This window comes from Streptomyces sp. NPDC007896, from assembly GCF_042959425.1.
Classification (GTDB): Bacteria; Actinomycetota; Actinomycetes; order Streptomycetales; family Streptomycetaceae; genus Streptomyces.
In genome coordinates this window covers 227,721-248,721 of sequence record NZ_JBIBKX010000007.1, presented here as the reverse complement: position 1 = coordinate 248,721, position 21,001 = coordinate 227,721, and the positions used below count along the sequence as shown (strand labels likewise).

The 21,001-nt window shown below is 70.4% G+C and carries 16 protein-coding genes; 4 read left to right on the top strand and 12 right to left on the bottom strand.

Annotation, left to right across the window (positions count from 1 at the left end):
* Positions 1-110 precede the first annotated feature (110 nt).
* The 12 genes from ACFZDJ_RS23810 to ACFZDJ_RS23755 all read right to left on the bottom strand — a co-directional run bounded on the left by ACFZDJ_RS23810 (position 111) and on the right by ACFZDJ_RS23755 (position 15,187).
* Positions 111-1,454 (bottom strand): ThuA domain-containing protein, encoded by a 1,344-nt coding sequence (locus tag ACFZDJ_RS23810; protein WP_391061223.1) that lies wholly within the window; start codon positions 1,452-1,454, stop codon positions 111-113.
* 15 nt (positions 1,455-1,469) lie between these two features.
* The gene (locus ACFZDJ_RS23805) at positions 1,470-3,974 is read right to left on the bottom strand and encodes a PQQ-dependent sugar dehydrogenase (RefSeq protein WP_391061221.1); all 2,505 of its coding nucleotides are present in this window, start codon (positions 3,972-3,974) and stop codon (positions 1,470-1,472) included.
* An 80-nt stretch (positions 3,975-4,054) separates the two neighbouring features.
* Positions 4,055-5,059 carry a TIM barrel protein gene (locus ACFZDJ_RS23800; protein ID WP_391061219.1) on the bottom strand — a complete coding sequence of 335 codons (1,005 nt, stop codon included), beginning with the start codon at positions 5,057-5,059 and terminating at the stop codon, positions 4,055-4,057.
* A 13-nt stretch (positions 5,060-5,072) separates the two neighbouring features.
* Positions 5,073-6,377 (bottom strand): Gfo/Idh/MocA family oxidoreductase, encoded by a 1,305-nt coding sequence (locus tag ACFZDJ_RS23795; protein WP_391061217.1) that lies wholly within the window; start codon positions 6,375-6,377, stop codon positions 5,073-5,075.
* A gap of 52 nt (positions 6,378-6,429) precedes the next feature.
* On the bottom strand, positions 6,430-7,488 hold the full coding sequence (locus tag ACFZDJ_RS23790; RefSeq protein WP_168513287.1) for a substrate-binding domain-containing protein: 1,059 nt from the start codon (positions 7,486-7,488) through the stop codon (positions 6,430-6,432).
* A gap of 20 nt (positions 7,489-7,508) precedes the next feature.
* Positions 7,509-8,480 (bottom strand): ABC transporter permease, encoded by a 972-nt coding sequence (locus ACFZDJ_RS23785; RefSeq protein WP_391061697.1) that lies wholly within the window; start codon positions 8,478-8,480, stop codon positions 7,509-7,511.
* A 136-nt stretch (positions 8,481-8,616) separates the two neighbouring features.
* Positions 8,617-10,158: an ATP-binding cassette domain-containing protein gene (locus ACFZDJ_RS23780; RefSeq protein ID WP_391061215.1), complete on the bottom strand. Its 1,542-nt coding sequence runs from the start codon at positions 10,156-10,158 to the stop codon at positions 8,617-8,619.
* Between the two features lie 190 nt (positions 10,159-10,348).
* Entirely contained in the window at positions 10,349-11,530 is a 1,182-nt protein-coding gene (locus ACFZDJ_RS23775; protein WP_391061213.1) for an ROK family protein, read from the bottom strand.
* Between the two features lie 245 nt (positions 11,531-11,775).
* Positions 11,776-12,450 carry a GntR family transcriptional regulator gene (locus ACFZDJ_RS23770; protein ID WP_054230090.1) on the bottom strand — a complete coding sequence of 225 codons (675 nt, stop codon included), beginning with the start codon at positions 12,448-12,450 and terminating at the stop codon, positions 11,776-11,778.
* A 168-nt stretch (positions 12,451-12,618) separates the two neighbouring features.
* Entirely contained in the window at positions 12,619-13,566 is a 948-nt protein-coding gene (locus tag ACFZDJ_RS23765; RefSeq protein ID WP_391061211.1) for a beta-ketoacyl-ACP synthase 3, read from the bottom strand.
* A gap of 180 nt (positions 13,567-13,746) precedes the next feature.
* Positions 13,747-13,884 carry a hypothetical protein gene (locus ACFZDJ_RS23760; RefSeq protein ID WP_165853968.1) on the bottom strand — a complete coding sequence of 46 codons (138 nt, stop codon included), beginning with the start codon at positions 13,882-13,884 and terminating at the stop codon, positions 13,747-13,749.
* A complete protein-coding gene (locus ACFZDJ_RS23755) occupies positions 13,850-15,187 on the bottom strand; it encodes an MFS transporter (RefSeq protein ID WP_391061209.1) in 1,338 nt (445 codons plus the stop codon). The genes ACFZDJ_RS23760 and ACFZDJ_RS23755 overlap by 35 nt, the downstream gene beginning before the upstream one ends.
* A gap of 232 nt (positions 15,188-15,419) precedes the next feature.
* Between ACFZDJ_RS23755 and ACFZDJ_RS23750 the strand changes: the two genes are divergently transcribed.
* The 4 genes from ACFZDJ_RS23750 to ACFZDJ_RS23735 are packed head-to-tail and all read left to right on the top strand — an operon-like array spanning position 15,420 to position 21,001.
* Positions 15,420-16,391 (top strand): 2-dehydropantoate 2-reductase, encoded by a 972-nt coding sequence (locus ACFZDJ_RS23750; protein ID WP_384910206.1) that lies wholly within the window; start codon positions 15,420-15,422, stop codon positions 16,389-16,391.
* Positions 16,388-18,307 carry a molybdopterin-dependent oxidoreductase gene (locus ACFZDJ_RS23745; RefSeq protein ID WP_391061207.1) on the top strand — a complete coding sequence of 640 codons (1,920 nt, stop codon included), beginning with the start codon at positions 16,388-16,390 and terminating at the stop codon, positions 18,305-18,307. The genes ACFZDJ_RS23750 and ACFZDJ_RS23745 overlap by 4 nt, the downstream gene beginning before the upstream one ends.
* A 4-nt stretch (positions 18,308-18,311) precedes the next feature.
* Entirely contained in the window at positions 18,312-20,144 is a 1,833-nt protein-coding gene (locus ACFZDJ_RS23740; protein ID WP_391061205.1) for an NADH-ubiquinone oxidoreductase-F iron-sulfur binding region domain-containing protein, read from the top strand.
* Positions 20,141-21,001, top strand: a complete 861-nt coding sequence (locus ACFZDJ_RS23735; protein WP_391061203.1) for a 2Fe-2S iron-sulfur cluster-binding protein — start codon at positions 20,141-20,143, stop codon at positions 20,999-21,001. The genes ACFZDJ_RS23740 and ACFZDJ_RS23735 overlap by 4 nt, the downstream gene beginning before the upstream one ends.

Sequence of the window (21,001 nt, the reverse complement as noted above, 5' to 3'; positions counted from 1 at the left end):
ATGGGCAGCCTCCTTGTCGTACGTCAGCCACACAGGAGATGAGGAGAGAGGAGAGAAGCGAGGTGGGCGAGACGGCGGGCGGGGGTCCGGCGTCCCCCGCCCGCCGCCGGTCAGTCGCCCTTCGTGGGCAGTTCCTTGATCCGGACGTCGCGGAAGGACACCTGGTCGTCGGCTCCGTGGTTCTGGAGGCCGATGTGTCCGTCGCGCAGGCTTCGTACCGGATCGGTGTTGGTGAAATCGTTGATCTTCACGCCATTGAGCCAGACGCGGAGGCGCTCGCCCTCCACGCGGATCTCGTACGTGTTCCACTCCCCCGGCGGGTTCAGCGCACGGTCGCGCTTCTTCACGTCGGCGGACTGGAAGCTGTACACGGCCCCGGTGGTGCGGTCGGGGGCGTCGGTCGCGTCGATCTGGATCTCGTAGCCGTTGTCGACGGCCGACCAGGGGTCCTCGGACTCCGGAAACCCGACGAACACTCCGGAGTTGTCGTCCCCGGCCACCTGCCAGTCCAGCTTCAGCGAGTACGAGCCGAACTCGGAGCCGGCGTACCAGAGCATCCCCAGGCCGCCGTGCGACGTCAGCGTGCCGTCGTCGCTCAGCGAGAACGAGCCCGGGCCCGCCTGTTTCCACGCCGTCAGCGACTCGGTCGTGCCGTCGAAGAGCGGCCGGTAGCCGTTCTCCGGGCGGCAGTCGGCCTGGGCGGCGCCGATGGCGTACCGGATGCCGCCCAGCAGGTGCTGCCGGAAGGCGGGTTCGGCGTACGACTCCTTGGTGTGGCCGCCCCCGGTGTAGAAGGCGCGGCCGCCCCGGTACTCCTGGCACCAGGCGATCGGATGGTCGCCGTTCATCGTGCCGCCGGTGTACGAGGACTCGTCGAGCGAGGCGAGGACGTGGGCCCGGTCGCGCGGATTCGAGCGGTAGTTGTACCACTCGTCCGTGCGCTCCCAGGATCTCGGGAGCCCCGAGGTCGCCGGGTGGGACCGGTCCTCGACAGTGACCGTCGCGGGCTGGATCGCGGGGTGCGACTGGAAGTACGCGCCCGCGAGGCCGCCGTAGAAGGCCCAGTCGTACTCGGTGTCGGCGGCCGCGTGGATGCCCACATAGCCGCCGCCCCGCTTGATGTACCGCTCGAAGGCGGACTGTTGGGTGGTGTCGAGGACGTCACCGGTCGTCGAGAGGAACACGACGGCGTCGTACCGCGCCAGGTTGCGCGCGGTGAAGGCGCCCGCGTCCTCCGTGGCGTCGACCGCGAACCCGCCTGTGGCCCCGAGCTCCCGTACGGCCGCGATCCCCTCGGGGATCGAGTCGTGCCGGAAGCCCGCGGTCTTCGAGAAGACCAGGACCCGACTCCTGTCGGCACCGTCCGCGCCCTTCGACACCGCCGGTCCCGACACGCAGCCGAGGAGCAGGCCGGCAGCGGCACCCACGGTCAGCATGCGTACCGATGTGCGCATGACCGCCACCCCCCGTCAGCTCGTCGTGAAGGTGAAGTCGTCCACGTCGTAGAGCGCTCCGGTGCCGCTTCCCTTGAAGACGAGGTAGAGCGTGGTGGTGCCGCGCGGGGCGTGCGCGAGATCGGCGCTCACGTCCTGGAAGGTGTCCCAGCCGCCCGTCACCGGTACGGTCGCCCGGCCCAGCGTGCGGCCGGTCGGGGAGCCCGCGCGGATCTCGAGGGTGCCGCCCGCGCCGGCGGAGGACACGCGTGCCGTGATCTTCTTGGCGTCGCTCAGGGAGTAGGGCGTGAAGGAGATCCAGTCGCCGTTGTCGATGTCACCGACGGTCTTGCCGCCGTGCGCGGTGGTCTTCGACTGGACGGTGATGCCGGAGGCCTTGCCGTAGTGCTCGGCCTGGCGGTGCTTGGGCTGGAGCACGTTCTGGTCGTGGGTGGTCAGCGGGGCCTGGCCGCCGCCTCCGCCGTCGGTGTACTCGGCGTCGAGGACTCCGAAGATGTTGGCGTCCTGGTCGTGGCCGCCGTCGGCACTGGTCTGGAGGGTGCCGGAGCAGCCGTTCGCCGAGGTGAGCGGGTGGCCGTGACTGTCGTGGCCGAGGATGAAGGTGACCTTCACCTTGGCGCAGTCGATCGCGCGGCCGTCCTCGGGGTCGGTGACCTTCACCTTGAACGGCACGGGATCGCCGAAGCTGAACAGCTGGCCGTCACGCGGTTGTTCGATCACGACCTTGGGTGCGGTGTTGCCGACCACGATCTGCACGCTCGCGCTGCCGGTGCGGCCGGTCGCGTCCTTCGCGGTCACCGTCGCCGTGTAGGTGCCGTTCGTCCTGTACGTGTGGGACGGGTTCGCCGCCGTCGACGTGCCGCCGTCGCCGAAGTCCCAGCTGTAGGTAAGGGCGTCGCCGTCCGCGTCGGACGAACCGGCCGAGGAGAACTGGACCTTGAGCGAAGCCTGCCCCGAGGTGCGGTCGGCCGCGGCCTGGGCGACGGGCGAGTGGCCGTCGGTGGCGTTCTCGATGCGGTAGAGGCCCGAGTTCTCGTCGCCGCCGAACCAGGCGGTGCCGTAGTCGAGGACGTACAGGGCGCCGTCCGGTCCGAACGCCATGTCCATCACCTGCGTGCCGGTCCACGGCACGGAGTTGATGGACTGCACCGTGCCCGCGGAGTCGCTCGCGATGCGCTTGATCCAGCGGCGGCCGAACTCCCCGGCGAAGAAGTTCCCGTCGTACGCCTGCGGGAACTTCACGGGCGAGTCGAGCGAGGCGTCGTAGTGGTAGACCGGGCCGCCCATCGGGGACTCCGAGCCGCTGCCGAACTCCGGGACGGAAGCGCCGTCGTAGGGGATCCAGGCGGGCTGGGCCGGGGGCAGGTCCGTCAGTCCCGTGTTGTGTGGGGAGGTGTTCTTCGGGGCGTTGCAGTCGAAGGCGGCGCCGGAGGTCTTCGTCGCGAAGTCGTAGTCCACGTAGGCGTCGTTCTTGCCCGTGCAGTACGGCCAGCCGAAGTTGCCGGGGCCGGTGACGCGGGCGAACTCGACCTGGCCGCCGGGGCCGCGCGCCGGGTCGGCCGCGCCCGCGTCGGGGCCGTAGTCACCGACGTAGACGATGCCCGTCGCCTTGTCGACGCTGAAGCGGAACGGGTTGCGGAAGCCCATCGCGTAGATCTCGGGGCGCGTCTTGTCCGTGCCGGGCGGGAAGAGGTTGCCGTCGGGGATGGAGTACGAGCCGTCGGCGTTGACCTTGATGCGCAGGATCTTGCCGCGCAGGTCGTTGGTGTTGCCGGCCGAGCGCTGGGCGTCGAAGACCGGGTTGCGGTCGGGGCGCTCGTCGATGGGCGTGAAGCCGTCGGACTGGAAGGGGTTGGAGTCGTCGCCGGTCGACAGGTACAGGTTGCCCGCCGCGTCGAAGTCGATGTCGCCGCCGACGTGGCAGCAGATGCCGCGGGTGGCCTGGACGTCGAGGATCTTCTTCTCACTGGCGGTGTCGAGGGTGCCGTCCGTCTTGAGGACGAAGCGGGAGAGACGGTTGACGCCGTCGAAGGGCGCGAAGTCGGCCGCCGTGCCCGTCTCGGGGGCGTCGCCCGCCGGGGTGTTCAGCGGCGGCGCGTAGTAGAGGTAGATGAAGCGGTTGTCGGCGAAGCCCGGGTCTACGCCGACGCCCTGCAGGCCTTCCTCGTCGTGCGTGTAGACGTCGAGCTTGCCCGCGAGCCTGGTGTTTCCGGCCGCGTCGGTGAGGCGGAGTTCGCCGTCGCGCGAGGTGTGCAGGACCGAGCGGTCGGGGAGCACGGCGAGCGACATGGGCTCGCCGACCTCGGGCTCGCCCTTGGCGAGGGTGACCTGCTGGAAGTCCTCGGCCGCTGCCGTGTTCCCCGGGTCGGCGACGGCTGCGCCGGCCGGAGGTGCGGTGAGGGTGAGCGAGGCGGCCGCGAGCAGCGCGCCGCTCAGCAGGGCGAGCGCTCGGCGGAATGCGGGGCGTCGTCTGTGGGTCTCGGTTCTGTCGGTGCGGGTGGCGCGGTCTTTCCCGTGCACGAATGCCTCCAGAAAGGGGCTGGTTGTACGAGCGGGTGCTTGCGCCGGGGTGCGCCGTCACCCCGGAGACACAGGAGAAGTCAGTCGTTGCCGCCGAACGCCGCGTCGAAGGATGCCGACGGCGGCTCGAAGTCGTACGCCTTGAGGCGGGTCAGGGCCTCGGGTGCGCCCTGGAGCCGGTCCATGCCGGCGTCCTCCCACTCGACCGAGATGGGGCCCGTGTAGTCGATGGAGCGGAGCATGCGGAAGACGTCCTCCCAGGGGACGTCGCCGTGCCCGGCCGACACGAAGTCCCAGCCGCGCCGGGGATCGCCCCAGGGCAGGTGCGAGCCGAGGCGGCCGTTGCGGCCGTCGAGCCGCTTGCGGGCTTCCTTGCAGTCGACGTGGTAGATGCGGTCGCGGAAGTCGTAGAGGAAGCCGACCGGGTCCAGGTCCTGCCACACGAAGTGCGAGGGGTCGAAGTTCAGCCCGAACGCCGGTCGGTGGTCGACTGCCTGGAGCGCGAGCTGTGTCGTCCAGTAGTCGTAGGCGATCTCGCTCGGGTGGACCTCGTGCGCGAACCGCACGCCCTGCGCGTCGAAGACGTCCAGGATGGGGTTCCAGCGCGTCGCGAAGTCCTCGTAGCCGCGCGCGATCATCGACTCGGGGGCGGGCGGGAACATCGCGACCAGGTGCCAGATCGCCGAGCCGGTGAAGCCGACGACGGTGTCGACACCGAAGGCCGCCGCGGCGCGCGCGGTGTCGGCGATCTCGGCGGCGGCCCGCTGCCGTACGCCCTCGGGTTCGCCGTCGCCCCAGATCCGGGCGGGCAGGATCGCCTGGTGCCGCTCGTCGATGATGGCGTCGCAGACGGCCTGGCCGACCAGGTGGTTGGAGATCGCCCAGCACTTGAGGCCGTACTTGTCGAGAAGCGCGTGCCGGGAGTCGATGTACGAGGGGTCCGCGAGCGCCTTGTCGACCTCGAAGTGGTCGCCCCAGCAGGCGAGTTCGAGGCCGTCGTAGCCGAAGTCCCGGGCGAGGCGGCAGACCTCTTCGAGGGGCAGGTCGGCCCATTGGCCGGTGAAGAGTGTGAAGGTGCGCGGCATGTCCGGGGCCTCCTCAGACCGCAATGGGTGTGTAGACGGAGTTCTTCTCGGCGCTCTCCTCCACCGCCGCGAGGACGCGCTGTACGCGCAGCCCGTCGGCGAAGGACGGTTCGGGGCGCCTGCCCGCGGCGATGGCCCGCACCAGGTCGCGGGCCTGGTGGGTGAAGGTGTGCTCATAGCCGAGGCCGTGGCCCGGCGGCCACCAGGCGTCCAGGTAGGGGTGGTCGGGCTCGGTGACGAGGATCCGGCGGAAGCCCGCGTGTGTGCCGGGCTCGGTGTGGTCGTGGTACGAGAGTTCGTTGAGCCGTTCCAGGTCGAAGGCGAGCGAGCCTCGCTCGCCGTTGAGTTCGATGCGCAGGGAGTTCTTGCGCCCGGTCGCGAAGCGGGACGCCTCGAAGGAGGCGAGGGCGCCGGAGGCGAAGCGGCCGGTGAACAGGGCGGCGTCATCGACGGTGACCGTGCCGACGCCCCCCGTCCGCGGGCTCGTCTCCGATACGGCGGACAGTCCGCTCGACATCGCGCCGGGCAGCGGGCGTTCCCTTACGAACGTCTCGGTGAGCGCGGAGACCCCGACGACCGGCTCGCCCGCCAGGTACTGGGCGAGGTCGACGATATGGGCCCCGAGGTCGCCGAGCGCGCCCGATCCCGCGAGCTCCTTGCGCAGTCGCCAGGTGAGCGGGAACTCCGGGTCCACCAGCCAGTCCTGAAGGTACGTCACCCGCACATGTCGCAGGGCTCCCAGCCGCCCCTCGGCGACCATCTTCCGGGCGAGTGAAGTCGCGGGCACCCGGCGGTAGTTGAAGCCGACCATGGACATCTGGCCGCGGGCGAAGGCTGCCTCGGCGGCCTCCGTCATCGCCTCCGCCTCCTCGACCGTGTTCGCGAGGGGCTTCTCGCACAGTACGTGTTTGCCGGCGGCCAGGGCGGCGAGGGCGATCTCGGCATGGCTGTCGCCGGGGGTGCAGATGTCGACGAGATCGACGTCGTCCCGGGCGATCAGGGCCCGCCAGTCGGTCTCGGACGCCGCCCAGCCGTGCCGGTCGGCCATGGCCCGCACCGCGCTCGCGTCCCGGCCGCAGACGGCGGCGAGGACCGGGCTGCGCGGCAGGTCGAAGACGCGGCCCACGGTGCGCCAGCCCTGGGAGTGGGCGGCGCCCATGAAGGCGTAACCGACCATGCCCACGCCGAGCGTCGGCCTACCCGCGTTCGCCCCTGCCGCCTGTGCCCCGGGCCCGGAAGCGAGTCCCGCTTCGGCCCCGGGCCCGGCAACGAACCCCGCCTCCACCCCGGCTGCCTCGCCCTGGTGCGGCTGTCCCATACGGATGTCCTCCTCGTCGTCGTGACGCTGTGGGGGGTGTGAGCGGGGCGGATCACCTGAAGCCGGTGGCCATGTACTGGCCGACGTTGTCCTTGTCGACGACGGCCGAGTAGAGCGTGAGCGAGACCGGGATCTCGAACTCGGCGAGCCCTCCGATCCCCTTGCCCTGGCCGAGCGCGCGAGCGAGGTCGATCGCGGAGGCGGCCATGGTCGGCGGGTAGAGGACGGTGGCCTTCAGGACGCTGTTGTCGGCCTGGATGGCCTGGAAGGCGGAGAGCGCGCCCGCGCCGCCGACCATCAGGAAGTCCTCGCGCCCGGCCTGCTTGATGGCGCGCAGGGCGCCCACGCCTTGGTCGTCGTCGTGGTTCCACAGGGCGTCGAACTTCGGCTGGGCCTGCAGGAGTTGGGCCATCTTGGCCTGACCGGACTCGACGGTGAAGTCGGCGGCCTGACGGGCGACCTTCTTGATGTTGGGGTAGTTCTTCAGGGCCGCGTCGAAGCCCTGGGTGCGCTGCTTGGTGAGTTCCAGGTTGTCGAGCCCGGCGAGTTCGATGACCTTGGCGTCCTGCTTGTCCTTCAGCTTCTCGCCGATGTAGTGGCCGGCGCTGAGGCCCATGCCGTAGTTGTCGCCGCCGATCCAACAGCGGTACGCCTGCGGGGTGTTGAAGATCCGGTCGAGGTTGACGACCGGAATGCCCGCGCGCATCGCCTTCAGGCCGACCTGGGTGAGCGCCTTGCCGTCGGCGGGCAGCACCACGAGGACGTCGACCTTCTTGTTGATCAGTGTCTCGATCTGGCCGATCTGCGCGGCCGTGTCGTTGGAGCCCTCGGTGATCTCCAGCGTCACGTCCGAGTACTTCTTGGCGCGGCTCTTGGCGTTGTCGTTGATCGCGTTGAGCCAGCCGTGGTCGGCCTGCGGGCCCGCGAAGCCGATGGTGATGTGCTTGCCGGGCTTGTCGTCGGCGGCCGGCCGGGTGTCCGCGGCCGTCTTCTCGTCCTTGGTGTCGTTGCTGGTGCACCCGACCAGGAGGGCGCCGGCCGAGGCGGCGGCGGTCCCGAAGAGGAGTCCTCTGCGGCTCGTGAAGCTGGTGGAGCTCGTGGATTCTGGCATGGCGGTGGGCCCTTCCCGTGTCAGGTGCTGGTTGCTGCCGTACGCCGCTGGACCAGGACCGCGGCGACGATGATCGCGCCCTTGGCGATCTGCTGGACGTCGCTCTGCAGGTTGTTCAGCGCGAAGATGTTGGTGATCGTGGTGAAGATCAGGACACCGAGCACCGAGCCGGTGATGGTGCCGCGGCCCCCGCTGAGCAGGGTCCCGCCGATGATCGCGGCGGCGATGGCGTCGAGTTCGTACAGGTTCCCGTTGGTGTTCTGGCCGGAGCCGGACAGGATGATCAGCAGGAAGGCGGCGATGCCGCAGCACAGTCCGGAGAGCAGGTAGAGGTACAGCCGCTGGCGCCGTACGTCGATGCCGGCGAGCCGGGCCGCCTCCGCGTTGCCGCCGACGGCGACCGTGCGGCGGCCGAAGGTGGTGCGGTTGAGAATCAGCCAGCCGATGATCGTGACGACGGCGAAGACCAGTACCAGCGGCGGGATGCCGAGGATGTACGAGTCGCGTTCGCCGAGCTTCAGGATCCCGTCGATGGTGACGATCTGGGTCTTGCCGTCGGTGATCTGGAGGGCGAGGCCGCGGGCCGAGGCGAGCATGGCGAGCGTCGCGATGAACGGGACCATCCCGCCGTACGCGATGAGCAGGCCGTTGACCAGGCCGCAGCCTACGCCGACGAGCACCGCGGTGAAGAGGATGCCCGCGAAGCCGTACTCCTGGGTGGCGAGCGTCGTGGCCCACACCGACGACAGCGCGACGATCGCGCCGACCGACAGGTCGATGCCGCCGGAGGTGATGACGAAGGTCATGCCGACGGTGACGACGCCGATCACCGAGGCCTGGGTGAGGACGAGTTGGAGGTTGCGGGTGTCGAGGAACTCGTCGGGCTTGGTGATGCCGCCGATGACGATCAGGGCGACGAGCACGCCGAGCAGCGAGAGGGTGCGGACGTCGGCGCGGGCGGCTAGAGCACGCAATGGGCCGCCCCGGGACACCGCGCGATCGGACTTCCGTGCGGCCGTTGATCCTGGCGGGTGCAGTTTGCTGAGCACGGGCAACTCCCGTCGTAAATGCCGCTAGATTGGCAAGTGCCTTCAGGCAACGGTCAGGGCTTGACCGTCATGAGGCCGGTCAACGGCCGATTGAGAAGCCACTTCCTTCGGGAAACGGCGGAGTCACGACAAGGTCGAGTACGCGAAACTCGTCCAGTTCCCGCGAAGGGCCGAAGTGGATCACCCGGCCCTCGCGGAGAATCATCACCCGGTCAGCCAGCCCCAGAACTTCGGGAATCTCGCTGGAGACCAGAAGTACGGCGAGGCCTTCGTCGGCGAGGCGGCGGATGACCGCGTACAGCTCGGCGCGGGCACCGACGTCGACACCGCGGGTGGGTTCGTCGAGGAGCAGGACGCGGCAGCCGCGCAGCAGCCAGCGGGCCAGAACGGCCTTCTGCTGGTTGCCGCCGGACAGCGTCCGGACGGGGACGGACGGGTTGTCGGGACGCAGCGACAGCTCACGTGTCGCGGCGCGGGCGGCGCCTCGTTCGGCGCTCCGGTCGATCCAACCCCCGTGCGAGAAGCGGGACATGGAGGACACGGACACATTGCGGGTGACGGACTCCAGCATCAGCAGGCCCTGCGCCTTGCGCTCCTCGGGGGCGAGTCCGAGTCCGGCGCGGACGGCGGCGCGTACGCTTCCGGGCCGCAACGTCCTCCCGTCGATGCTGACTTGACCGGCCGTCGACTTGCGGGCCCCGTAGATCGTCTCCAGGATCTCGGAGCGCCCGGAGCCGACGAGCCCGGCCAGGCCGACGATCTCGCCGGCGCGCAGTTCGAGGTCGAGGGGCTCGAACTCGCCCGCCCGTGCGAGTCCTTGGACTCTGAGCACCGGCTCGGACGTGGGCGGTCTCGTGGGCCGTTGCGGGAAGACGTACTCGACGTTGCGGCCCGTCATCAGCGCCACCACCTCACGGGTCGGGGTGGACTTCGCGGGCAGTCCGCCCGCCACCGCGCGGCCGTCCTTCAGTACGGTCACCCGGTCGCCGATGCGGCGGATCTCCTCCAGCCGGTGCGAGATGTAGACGACGGCGACGCCGTCCGCGGTGAGGTCGCCGACGATGCGGAAGAGGTTGTCGACCTCGTCGGGGTCGAGGGCGGCGGACGGCTCGTCCATGACGATGAGGCGTACGTCGTGGGAGAGTGCCCGCGCCATGGAGACGATCTGCTGCTGGGCGGCCGACAGCTCACCGACGAGGCGCGCCGGGTCGATCTCCGGATGGCCGAGTCGGCGTAGCAGCTGCGCCGTCGAGGCCTTGGCCGCCTTTCCCCGTACGACGAAACCGGCGGCGGTGGGTTCATGGCCGAGGTGGACGTTCTCGGCCACCGACAGGCCCTCCACCAGGTCCAGTTCCTGGTAGATGGTGGCGATGCCGAGGCGCATGGCGGCGATCGGGGAGCGGAGCGTGACGGGTTCGCCGCGCCAGCCGATGGTGCCGCCGTCGGGCTGGTGGGCGCCGGCCAGGACCTTGATGAGGGTGGATTTTCCGGCCCCGTTCTGGCCGAGCAGACAGTGCACCTCGCCGGCCTGGACGTCGAGGTCGACGCCGTCGAGGGCCCGGACTCCGGGGAACGACTTGGTGATGCCGGACATGGTGAGCAGCGGTGGTTCTGGTGCCATGACGGTTCCCCTTGGCGGGCGTGCGGGCCGGTTTCAGGGCGGTGCGTCCGCGGAGCGGGCGTTTTCGGGCAGGGCAGAGCAGGGCGCTGTACAGGTGGGGTGGTTTTGGTGAGGTGCTTTGGTGAGGTGCTTTGGTGAGATGACTTTTGGTGCGGCTCTGGCAGGAGTGCTTCGTGCGGCTCTGGCAGGGTTACGCGGGCGAGAACAAGTGGTCGCTGATGAGCCGGGCCGCGCCGATGACCCCGGCGGTCGGTCCCAACTCCCCCAGCACGATGGGCAGGTTGCCGGTCGCCAGCGGCAGTGACTGGCGGTACACCTGGGTGCGGAGCGCGGCGAGCAGCGTGTGGCCGAGGCCGGTGACGCCGCCGCCGATCACCACCAGGCCCGGGTTGAAGAACGAGACGAGGCCGGCGATGACCTGCCCCGTGCGGTTGCCGCCCTCGCGGATCAGCGCGAGGGCGGTGGCGTCGCCCGCGGCGGCCGCGGCGGCGACGTCGACGGCGCTCAGTGTGCCCGCCGCCTCCAGCCGTGCGGCAAGCTCCGCCGAAAGCCCCTGCTGGGCGGCCTCCGTGGCGTCCCGGGCGAGCGCGGCCCCGCTGAAGTGGGCCTCCAGGCAGCCCCGGTTGCCGCAGGCGCACGGACGCCCGTCGGGTACGGCCTGGATGTGCCCGATGTCGCCGGCGCTGCCCGTCGTGCCGCGGTAGACCTCACCACCGACGACGATGCCGCAGCCGATACCGGTGCCGATCTTGACGCAGAGGAAGTCGCCCACCGAGCGTGCGACGCCCGCGTGCTGTTCCCCCATGGCCATCAGGTTCACGTCGTTGTCGACCATGACGGGGCAGCCCAGGTCCTGGCTGAGCGCCTCGCGGACCGGGAAGCCGTCCCAGCCGGGCATGATCGGCGGTGCGACCGGAACGCCCTCGGGGAAGCGGACCGGACCCGGGACGCCGATCCCGGCGCCGTCGAATCCCTCCGCGAGCCCCGATGACCTCAACTTGGCTGCCATGGCCAGGACTTGCTCGAAGACGGCGACCGGTCCCTCGCGGACGTCCATGGGCTGGTTGATGTGGCCCAGGACCTCCAGCTCGGCGTTGGTGACGGCCACGTCGATCGAGGTGGCCCCGATGTCGATGCCGAGGAAGCGCAGCGCAGGGGCGAGCCGGATGTTGTGGGAGCGGCGGCCGCCGCGGGATGCGGCGAGGCCGTCGGCGACCACGAGTCCGGTCTCCAGGAGCCGTTCCACCTCGACGGCCAGCTTCGACCGGGAGAGGTCGACCTGATCGCCCAACTGGGCACGGGAGTTGGGGCCGCCGTCGCGCAGCAGGCGCAGCAGGCGCGCCTGGTGCGCGTTCGCGGGTCGTGCCGTCATGCGTCTCACGAGCCCCTCCCCGCCTCAATCGGCCAGTGTCCAACGGGTTTTGGCCACATCACCGTGGCTTGCTTTCGATGGGAACGTAGCAGCGGCTGCCGGGAGTGGGAAGAAGTTGCGCAGAGATTGCCGTCAACTTTCTCCACTGAGTGGACAAAGAGAGACCCGGACGCGGCCGGTCCGGGTCACAGGGGGGGCTCTCGCATGAGGTGGGAGACGCCCCGGATGGGCTACTTCTCGGTGGGCTACTTCTCGCGCTCGTGGTACGTCTTGCGCGTGTGTTCCGTGTGGGCGCGCATGACCTGGGTGGCGCGGGGTTCGTCGCGGGCGGCGATGGCCGCGATGAGGTCGCGGTGCTCGATCCAGGACTGGTGGCCGCGCTGCCGGGCGACCGGGGTGTAGTACCAGCGGACCCGGCGGTCGACCTGGGCGGCCAGCTCGGCGAGGACCGCGTTGCCCGCGAGCTCCATGACCTTCGCGTGGAAGCGGGCGTTCATCGCGACCGCGCCGTCCACGTCGTCGGCGGCGACCGCGCGCTCGCCCTCGGCGCACAGTTCCTCGAGTGCGGTGATGCCGGCGGTGCCCGCGTTGGCGGCGGCGAGCCGGGCGGCCTCGGCCTCCAGCAGCGTACGGACCGTGAGGAGCTGGTCGGCCTCCTCCTCGGTCGGCTCGTGCACGAAGGCGCCCTGGGCGGGCCGAAGATCGACCCACCCCTCCGTGTTCAGCCGCTGGAGCGCCTCGCGGACCGGCTGCCGGGAGACTCCGAGATGCCCGGCGAGCTCGCTCTCGACCAGGTGCTGGCCCGGCTGGAGGGCGCGGGTCGTGATGAGTTCGAGCAGCGCCTCGTAGACGCGGTCGCGCAGCGGGCCGGGCCGCTCGAGCTTGGGCACCGCCCCCGGCGGCAGTCCTGTCGACAACATCGCGGTCCCCTCCTGCCGAGCCATCCCGTCACCCTCACCGCCACCGTCGCCGTCACCGGAAAGCAGGTGTCAACCGACAGTATCGATTGTCTTTCGTCTACAGTCTACGGCGCACCATGGCCAGGCCCGGGGAGGGTCGGACGCGTCACACCCGGGTGTCCGCGCACGTCAGGGGCAGCGGACGACCTGTCCCGCATACGAGAGGTTGCCGCCGAAGCCGAACAGGAGCACCGGGTCGCCGGTGCTGATCTCGCCGCGTTCGACGAGCTTGGAGAAGGCGAGCGGGATGCTGGCGGCGGAGGTGTTCCCGGAGTCGACGACGTCGCGCGCGACGACGGCGTTCACGGCGCCGATCTTCGCGGCGAGGGGTTCGATGATGCGCAGGTTCGCCTGGTGCAGGACGACCGCGGCGAGGTCCTCGGGCGCGAGCCCGGCCCGCTCGCAGGCCTGCCGGGCGATCGCCGGGAGCCGTGTCGTCGCCCAGCGGTAGACGCTCTGCCCCTCCTGCGCGAACCGCGGGGGCGTGCCCTCGATACGTACGGCGTGCCCCATCTCGGGCACCGACCCCCACAGCACCGGCCCGATCCCGGGCTCGGTGCCGGGGGCGGCGGCCTCGACCACCGCGGCCCCCGCCCCGTCCCCGACGAGGACACAGGTCGTACGGTCGCTCCAGTCCGTGACCTCGGACATCTTGTCCGCGCCGATGACGAGGGCGCGGGTCGCCGCCCCCGCGCGCACGGCGTGGTCGGCGGTGGCGAGCGCGTGCGTGAAGCCCGCGCAGACCACGTTGACGTCCATCGCGGCCGGGGAGGGCACGCCGAGGCGGGCGGCGACCCGGGCGGCCATGTTCGGGGAGCGGTCGATCGCCGTGGAGGTCGCGACCAGCACCAGGTCGATGTCGCCCGAGGTCATTCCCGCCGCCGCGAGCGCCTTGGCCGCGGCGTGCGCGGCCAGCTCGTCGACGGGCTCGTCGGGACCGGCGATGTGGCGCGTGCGGATGCCCACCCGGCTCGTGATCCACTCGTCACTGGTGTCGACCAGGCCCGCCAGGTCCTCGTTGGTGAGTACCTTGGCGGGCTGGTAGTGGCCGACGGCCGCGATGCGTGAGCCGTTCATTGGGGGGTCTCCCTCGTTGCCTTGGGTAGGGGGATCCTCCAGTCTGATCAGTGACTCGCGGGTACGACGGCAGGTGTTGCCACAGGAAAGCGGCGTCAGGCTTGTCGGCTTCTGTCAGACCTTCGGACGTCCTGGCAACGTCCGCACGCACGCCCGGCGTCCGAATCCGTACGCCGGGATCTATCCCGTGAACAGCTGCTTGGCCTTCAGGACGAGCTCGTACAGGCCGTAGCAGAGCGGCGCCCCCACCCAGAGCCAGGCGAAGGCGATCAGTGGACGGCGGTCAGGCGGACTGCTGGGGCTGGACGGAGTCGTCATCGGCGGCCTCCCTCGGGGCGGGGATGTGGTGGCGGGCGTGTACGGGTCGCACCAGCTCATTGGCGACGAACCCGACGACCAGCAGCCCGATCATGATCAGGAACGAGGTGTCGTAGAGCTGCGCACCGTGCTTGCCCGCCTCCTTCTGGCGGTCCGCGATCCAGTTGACGATCAGCGGGCCGAGGACGCCGGCGGTGGACCAGGCGGTGAGCAGCCGGCCGTGGATGGCGCCGACCTGGTAGGTGCCGAAGAGGTCCTTCAGGTAGGCGGGAATCGTCGCGAAGCCGCCGCCGTAGAAGGAGAGGATCACCAGGGCGCAGACGATGAACAGGGGCTTGGAGGAGTCCCCGAACTGCGAGATCAGCAGATACATGATCGCGCCCACGCCGAGGTAGACGCGGTAGATGTTCTTGCGGCCGATCAGGTCGGACGTGGAGGACCAGCCGATCCGGCCCGCCATGTTCGCGGCCGAGAGCAGCGCCACGAAGCCCGCGGCGGCGGAGACCGACACCGGGGTGGAGGTGTCCGCGAAGAAGTCCGTGATCATCGGGGCGGCCTTCTCCAGGATGCCGATGCCCGCGGTCACGTTCATGCAGAGCACGACCCACAGGCACCAGAACTGCGGGGTGCGCACGGCGCTGTTCGCGGACACCTGCACCCCGTCGAGCGGCGCGGGTCCGGCCTTGACCGGCGGTTTGTCGTCGCGCGGCACCCGCACCAGCAGGACGCCGAGCGTCATGAAGACGGCGTACGACAGCCCGTGCACGAGGAAGGCGAGCGCGATGCCGGAGGAGTCGGAACCGAAGGACTTCAGCATCTGCGCGGACCACGGCGAGGCGATGAGCGCACCGCCGCCGAAGCCCATGATCGCGATGCCGGTGGCCATGCCGGGCCGGTCCGGGAACCACTTGATCAGGGTCGACACGGGCGAGATGTAGCCGATGCCGAGGCCGATGCCGCCGACGAAGCCGTAGCCGAACACGATCAGCCAGTACTGCTCGGTGGCGGCGCCGAGCGAGGCGATCAGGAAGCCGGTGGAGAAGCAGACCAGGGCGACGGTCATCGCCCAGCGCGGTCCGTTGCGCTCGACGAGGGTGCCGCCGAACGCGGCGGACAGTCCGAGCATGACGATGCCGAGCTGGAAGGGCAGCGCGCTCTGGGTCCCGCTGAGGCCGAGCGCGGATTCGAGCGGCGGCTTGAAGACGCTCCAGGCGTACGCCTGGCCGATGGAGAGGTGGACGGACAGTGCGGCGGGCGGGACGAGCCAGCGGCTCCAGCCGGGTGGCGCGACGGGGGGACTCATGATCCCGGACGATAGGAAGCGGTTGCCCGGTTGTGAAGCCGTTCGACACCAACTCGCCGACGGTATGCGGTGAGCGGTATCCATCGCGCGACGAACGGTCGACGGGTCCTCGCGGTGGCCCGTCGAGGTGCTGCGCGAAGCCTTGCCGCCCCAAGTTACATACTGTAGACAATATTTCGTCGACAGAGTTCGGCAGTTCCTCGGTACCCTCGACCGAACGGAGCGAGCCACAGTGAAAGTCGCCGTTCTCGGCGCCGGTGCGATCGGCGCCTACGTCGGCGCCGCGCTGCACCGCGCCGGCGCCGATGTGCACCTCATCGCCCGTGGACCGCATCTTGCGGCCATGAGGCAGCACGGAGTCCAAGTCCTCAGTCCGCGCGGCGACTTCACCGCGCGCACCCATGCCACCGACGACCCGGCCGAGGTCGGTCCGGTCGACTACGTCCTGCTCGGCCTGAAGGCCAACTCGTACGCGGCGTGCGGGCCGCTGATCGAGCCTCTGCTGCACGACACCACGGCGGTGATCGCCGCCCAGAACGGCATCCCCTGGTGGTACTTCCACCGGCACGGCGGCCCGCACGACGGCCACCGTGTGGAGAGCGTGGACCCGGGCGGCGCGGTCAGTGCGGTGCTCGCGCCCGAACGGGCCATCGGGTGTGTCGTGTACGCCGCGACCGAGCTGGAAGGACCCGGCGTCGTACGGCACTTGGAAGGCACCCGGTTCTCCATCGGCGAGCCCGACCGTTCCCTGTCCGAGCGGTGCACGGCGTTCAGCGAGGCCATGACGGCCGGCGGCCTCAAGTGCCCGGTCGAACGGGATCTGCGCAACGACATCTGGCTCAAGCTGCTCGGCAACATCTCCTTCAACCCGATCAGCGCGCTGGCCCGCGCGACGATGCGGCAGATGTGCCTGCACGGCGGCACCCGCAAGGTCATCGAGATCATGATGACCGAGACGCTCGCGGTCGCCGAGGCGCTCGGCTGCGAGGTGGGCGTCTCCATCGAACGGCGGCTGGCCGGCGCCGAGCGCGTCGGCGACCACCGCACCTCCACTCTCCAGGACCTGGAGCGCGGCAAGCCGCTCGAACTGGACGTACTGCTGGCGGCGGTCGTCGAGCTGGCGGACATCACCGGCGTCGAGGTGCCCACCCTGCGCACCGTCCACGCCATCTCGGACCTGCTCGCACTGAGGAGCGCCGCATGAGGAAACGTGAATCGAAGATCTACGCCCGGCTCACGCACCCCCTGGTCCGTGACTCACGCGACGAGCCCTTCCGGCGGGCCGGCTGGGACGAGGCCCTGACCCGCGTGGCGGCGGGACTGGGTGCCGCCCGCGGCGCCTTCGGCCTGTTCTCCTGCGCCCGCGCGACCAACGAGATGAACTACGTGGCCCAGAAGTTCGCCCGGGTCGTGATGGGCACGAACAACGTGGACTCCTGCAACCGCACCTGTCACGCCCCGAGCGTCGCGGGCCTGAGCGCCGCCTTCGGTTCCGGCGGCGGCACCTCCTCGTACGCGGAGGTCGAGGAGACCGACCTCATCGTGATGTGGGGCTCCAACGCCCGCTTCGCACACCCGATCTTCTTCCAGCACGTGCTGAAGGGGATCAGGAACGGCGCCCGGATGTACGCGGTCGACCCGCGCCGTACGTCCACGGCCGAGTGGGCGGAGAGCTGGCTCGGTCTGAACGTCGGCACCGACATCCCGATGGCGCACGCGATCGGCCGCGAGATCATCCACGCGGGCCTCGCCAACCACGCCTTCATCGAGCGGGCGACCAGCGGCTTCGAGGAGTACGAGGAGCTCGTCGAGCCCTGGACGCTGTCGCTCGCCGAGAAGGTGACGGGCGTACCGGCGGCGGCGATACGGCAGTTGGCGCACGCGTACGCCCGCGCCGAGCGCGCCCAGCTGTGCTGGACCCTCGGCATCACCGAGCACCACAACGGCACTGACAACGTCCGCGCGCTGATCAACCTGTCGCTGCTGACGGGGCATGTCGGCCGCCACGGCTCCGGGCTCCAGCCCCTGCGCGGGCAGAACAACGTGCAGGGCGGCGGAGACATGGGCGCCATCCCCAACCGCCTCCCCGGCTTCCAGGACATCCTCGACCCCGAGGCGCGGCTGAAGTTCGAGTCCGCCTGGGACACCGTCATCCAGCCGCACTACGGGCTGAACCTGACAGAGATGTTCGAGGCCATGGAGGAGGGCACGCTCAAGGCCGTCTACTGCATCGGCGAGAACCCGGCTCAGTCGGAGGCGGACAGCGAACAGGCGGTACGGCGGCTGGGCGCCCTCGACTTCCTCGTCGTGCAGGACATCTTCCTCACGAAGACAGCCCAGTTGGCGGACGTCGTACTGCCCGCGACCGCCGGGTGGGCGGAGACGGAGGGCACCACCACCAACAGCGAGCGGCGCGTGCAGCGTGTACGCGCCGCGGTGACGCCGCCCGGTGAGGCCCGCGAGGACATCGACATCCTCTGCGACCTCGCCGCGCGCCTCGGGCACGAATGGAAGTACGAGGACGCCGAGGCCGTCTGGAACGAGCTGCGGTCGGTGTCGCCGGACCACTACGGGATGACGTACGAACGTCTGGCGGAGCACCAGGGCATCCAGTGGCCCTGCCCCGACACCGGGCGGCTCGAACCCACCTACCTGCACGGCCGGTTGTGGGCCGCAGACCCCGCCGAGCGCGGCCGGCCCGCGCCGTTCGGGATCGTCCAGCACGACCCGCCCGTGGACCTGACGGACGAGGAGTACCCGATCCGGCTCACCACCGGGCGGCGGCTCGACTCGTACAACACCGGTGTGCAGAGCGGCGGCTTCGCCTCGCCGCTGCGACGCGGCGAGTACGTCGAGCTCTGCCCGGAGGACGCCGAGCACTACGGGGTCGTGGTGGGCGAGGAGGTCCAGATCTCCTCGCGCCGGGGATCCGTCGTGGCCCCCGTGTGGATCGACACCGCGCTGCGGCCCGGACTGGCGTTCATGACCATGCACTTTCCCGACGAGGTGGACACCAACCAGCTGACGATCGAGGCGAACTGCCCGATCGCGGGGACGGCGGAGTTCAAGGCGTCGGCCATCCGGATCGAGAAGCTGCCGGTCGCGATTCAAGTGAGGTGATGTGGTGGATCTGCACTTCGGTGACAGCAAACCGACGGACGAGGAGCGGGCGGCGATCGACGCGCTGCTCGGTCCTGCGGAGTCCTCGTGGGAGGGCGCCGCGCGCGATGAGATGAGGGCCGCCGACCTCAGGTGGGCGCGCGGCGGCCGGGAGGCGCGCGAACGCCGCGACCTGCTGTTGCCGGGGCTGCACGCCGTCAACGACCGGATCGGCTGGATCAGCGAGGGCGCGCTCGACTACCTGTGCCGCAGGCTGACCGTGCCACCGGCGGAGGCGTACGGGGTCGCGACCTTCTACGCGATGTTCTCGGTGAAACCGCGCCCCGCGACCGTGCTGCACGTGTGCACGGACCTCGCGTGCGCGGCGGAGGGCGCGACGGAGCTGTGTGCCGGGGTCGAGGCCCTCCTCGGGCCCGGCAGCGGCGTCGGCGTCGAGCGCAGCCCCTGCCTGGGTCTGTGCGAGCGCGCTCCGGCGGCCCTCGCGGTCAGGGCGGGCGATCCGGTGCGTACGGCCGTGTCGGCGCCCACCACCGTCGCGTGGGCGGCGCAGGCGGCGAGCGCCCCCGACTCCGCGCCCGAGGAGCCGCCCGCGGCCTTCGCGGTGCCCCAGGCGGGCGATCCCTCGCTCGTGCTGCTGAGCCGTGTCGGGGTGGTCGACCCCACCTCGCTCGACGACTACCGGGCACACGGCGGGTACGCCGCGCTGCGGCGGGCCTTCGCACTCGGGCCGGCCGGGGTCATCCGCGAGGTCACCGACGCGGGTCTGGTCGGGCGCGGCGGCGCCGCCTTCCCCACCGGCCGCAAATGGCAGGCCACGGCGTCCCAGCCCGACCGTCCGCACTACCTGGTGTGCAACGCCGACGAGTCCGAGCCGGGCACCTTCAAGGACCGGGTCGTCATGGAGGGCGACCCGTACGCCCTCGTCGAGGCGATGACGGTCGCGGCGTACGCCGTCGGCGCGCACAAGGGTTACCTCTATCTGCGCGGCGAGTACCCGCGCGCCCTGCGCCGCATGGAGCACGCCATCGGGCAGGCACGCGCGCGTGGCCTGCTCGGCGAGGACGTCCTCGGCCAGGGGTACGCCTTCGACATCGAGATCCGGCGGGGCGCGGGCGCGTACATCTGCGGCGAGGAGACCGCCCTGTTCAACTCGATCGAGGGGTACAGAGGAGAGCCGCGTTCCAAACCGCCCTTCCCTGTGGAGAAGGGTTTGTTCGGCAGACCCACTGCCGAGAACAACGTCGAGACCCTGGTGAACGTCCTGCCGATCCTGACGAAGGGGGCCGAGGCGTACGCGGCGATCGGCACCCCGGGCTCCACCGGCCCGAAGCTGTACTGCGTGTCGGGCAGCGTGGACCGGCCCGGAATCTACGAACTGCCGTTCGGGGTGACGCTGGGCGAGCTGCTGGAGCTGGCGGGCGTGCGCGAGCGGCTGCGCGCGGTGCTGCTCGGCGGCGCGGCGGGCGGTTTCGTACGGCCCGACGAACTCGACATCCCGCTCACCTTCGAGGGCACCCGGGCAGCGGGCACGACCCTCGGCTCAGGTGTGGTCATGGCCTTCGACGACACGGTCCCGCTCCCCCGCCTCCTGCTGCGCATCGCCGAGTTCTTCCGCGACGAGTCGTGCGGGCAGTGCGTGCCGTGCCGGGTCGGAACCGTACGGCAGGAGGAGGCGCTGCACCGGATCGCCGAGCGGACCGGCGCGGCGGCATCCGACGACGTCGCCCTGCTCAGGGAGGTCGGCCGCGCGATGCGGGACGCCTCGATCTGCGGTCTCGGGCAGACCGCGTGGAACGCCGTGGAATCCGCGATCGACCGCTTGGGGGCCTACGAATGACCGCGATACCGCTGGGAGTGCCGCGTCGGCTCGTCGAGTTCACCCTGGACGGGCAGGAGGTCAGGGTTCCCGAGGGCTCGACGATCCTCGACGCCTGCCGGGCGGCGGGCAAGGACGTCCCCACCCTCTGCCAGGGCGACACGCTCACCCCCAAGAACGCCTGCCGGGTCTGTGTCGTCGAGCTGGAGGGCGCCCGGACCCTCGTCCCGGCCTGCTCCCGCAAGGCGGAGGCGGGCATGGCGGTACGGACGGGCACCGAGCGCGCCCGCCACAGCCGCAAGATCGTCATCGAGCTGCTCGCCTCCTCGGTCGACTTGTCGACCACCCCGCAGGTGGCCGGGTGGATCAAGGAGTACGAGGCGAAACCGGACCGCTTCGGCCCCGACGCGGCGCGCCTCGACGAGGAGCCGAAGATCGACAACGGCCTCTACGTCCGCGACTACGACAAGTGCATCCTCTGCTACAAGTGCGTCGACGCGTGTGGCGACCAGTGGCAGAACACCTTCGCCATCTCGGTCGCGGGGCGCGGTTTCGACGCCCGGATCGCCGTCGAGCACGACGCCCCGCTGACCGACTCGGCGTGCGTGTACTGCGGCAACTGCGTCGAGGTGTGCCCGACGGGAGCACTGTCCTTCAAGTCGGAGTTCGACATGCGCGCGGCGGGTACATGGGACGAGTCGGCGCAGACCGAGACGACGACCGTGTGCGCGTACTGCGGAGTGGGCTGCAACCTCACCCTGCACGTGCAGGACAATGAGATCGTGAAGGTCACCTCCCCGCACGACAATCCGGTGACCCACGGCAATCTCTGCATCAAGGGCCGCTTCGGCTACCAGCACGTACAGAACCGGGACTGA

Excerpts from the sequence above, each read along its gene's own strand:
- ACFZDJ_RS23810 (WP_391061223.1), bottom strand. The coding sequence starts at position 1,454 with ATGCGCACATCGGTACGCATGCTGACCGTGGGTGCCGCTGCCGGCCTG.
- ACFZDJ_RS23800 (WP_391061219.1), bottom strand. The coding sequence starts at position 5,059 with ATGCCGCGCACCTTCACACTCTTCACCGGCCAATGGGCCGACCTGCCC.
- ACFZDJ_RS23795 (WP_391061217.1), bottom strand. The coding sequence starts at position 6,377 with ATGGGACAGCCGCACCAGGGCGAGGCAGCCGGGGTGGAGGCGGGGTTC.
- ACFZDJ_RS23790 (WP_168513287.1), bottom strand. The coding sequence starts at position 7,488 with ATGCCAGAATCCACGAGCTCCACCAGCTTCACGAGCCGCAGAGGACTC.
- ACFZDJ_RS23780 (WP_391061215.1), bottom strand. The coding sequence starts at position 10,158 with ATGGCACCAGAACCACCGCTGCTCACCATGTCCGGCATCACCAAGTCG.
- ACFZDJ_RS23775 (WP_391061213.1), bottom strand. The coding sequence starts at position 11,530 with ATGACGGCACGACCCGCGAACGCGCACCAGGCGCGCCTGCTGCGCCTG.
- ACFZDJ_RS23770 (WP_054230090.1), bottom strand. The coding sequence starts at position 12,450 with ATGTTGTCGACAGGACTGCCGCCGGGGGCGGTGCCCAAGCTCGAGCGG.
- ACFZDJ_RS23765 (WP_391061211.1), bottom strand. The coding sequence starts at position 13,566 with ATGAACGGCTCACGCATCGCGGCCGTCGGCCACTACCAGCCCGCCAAG.
- ACFZDJ_RS23760 (WP_165853968.1), bottom strand. The coding sequence starts at position 13,884 with ATGACGACTCCGTCCAGCCCCAGCAGTCCGCCTGACCGCCGTCCACTG.
- ACFZDJ_RS23755 (WP_391061209.1), bottom strand. The coding sequence starts at position 15,187 with ATGAGTCCCCCCGTCGCGCCACCCGGCTGGAGCCGCTGGCTCGTCCCG.
- ACFZDJ_RS23745 (WP_391061207.1), top strand. The coding sequence starts at position 16,388 with ATGAGGAAACGTGAATCGAAGATCTACGCCCGGCTCACGCACCCCCTG.
- ACFZDJ_RS23735 (WP_391061203.1), top strand. The coding sequence starts at position 20,141 with ATGACCGCGATACCGCTGGGAGTGCCGCGTCGGCTCGTCGAGTTCACC.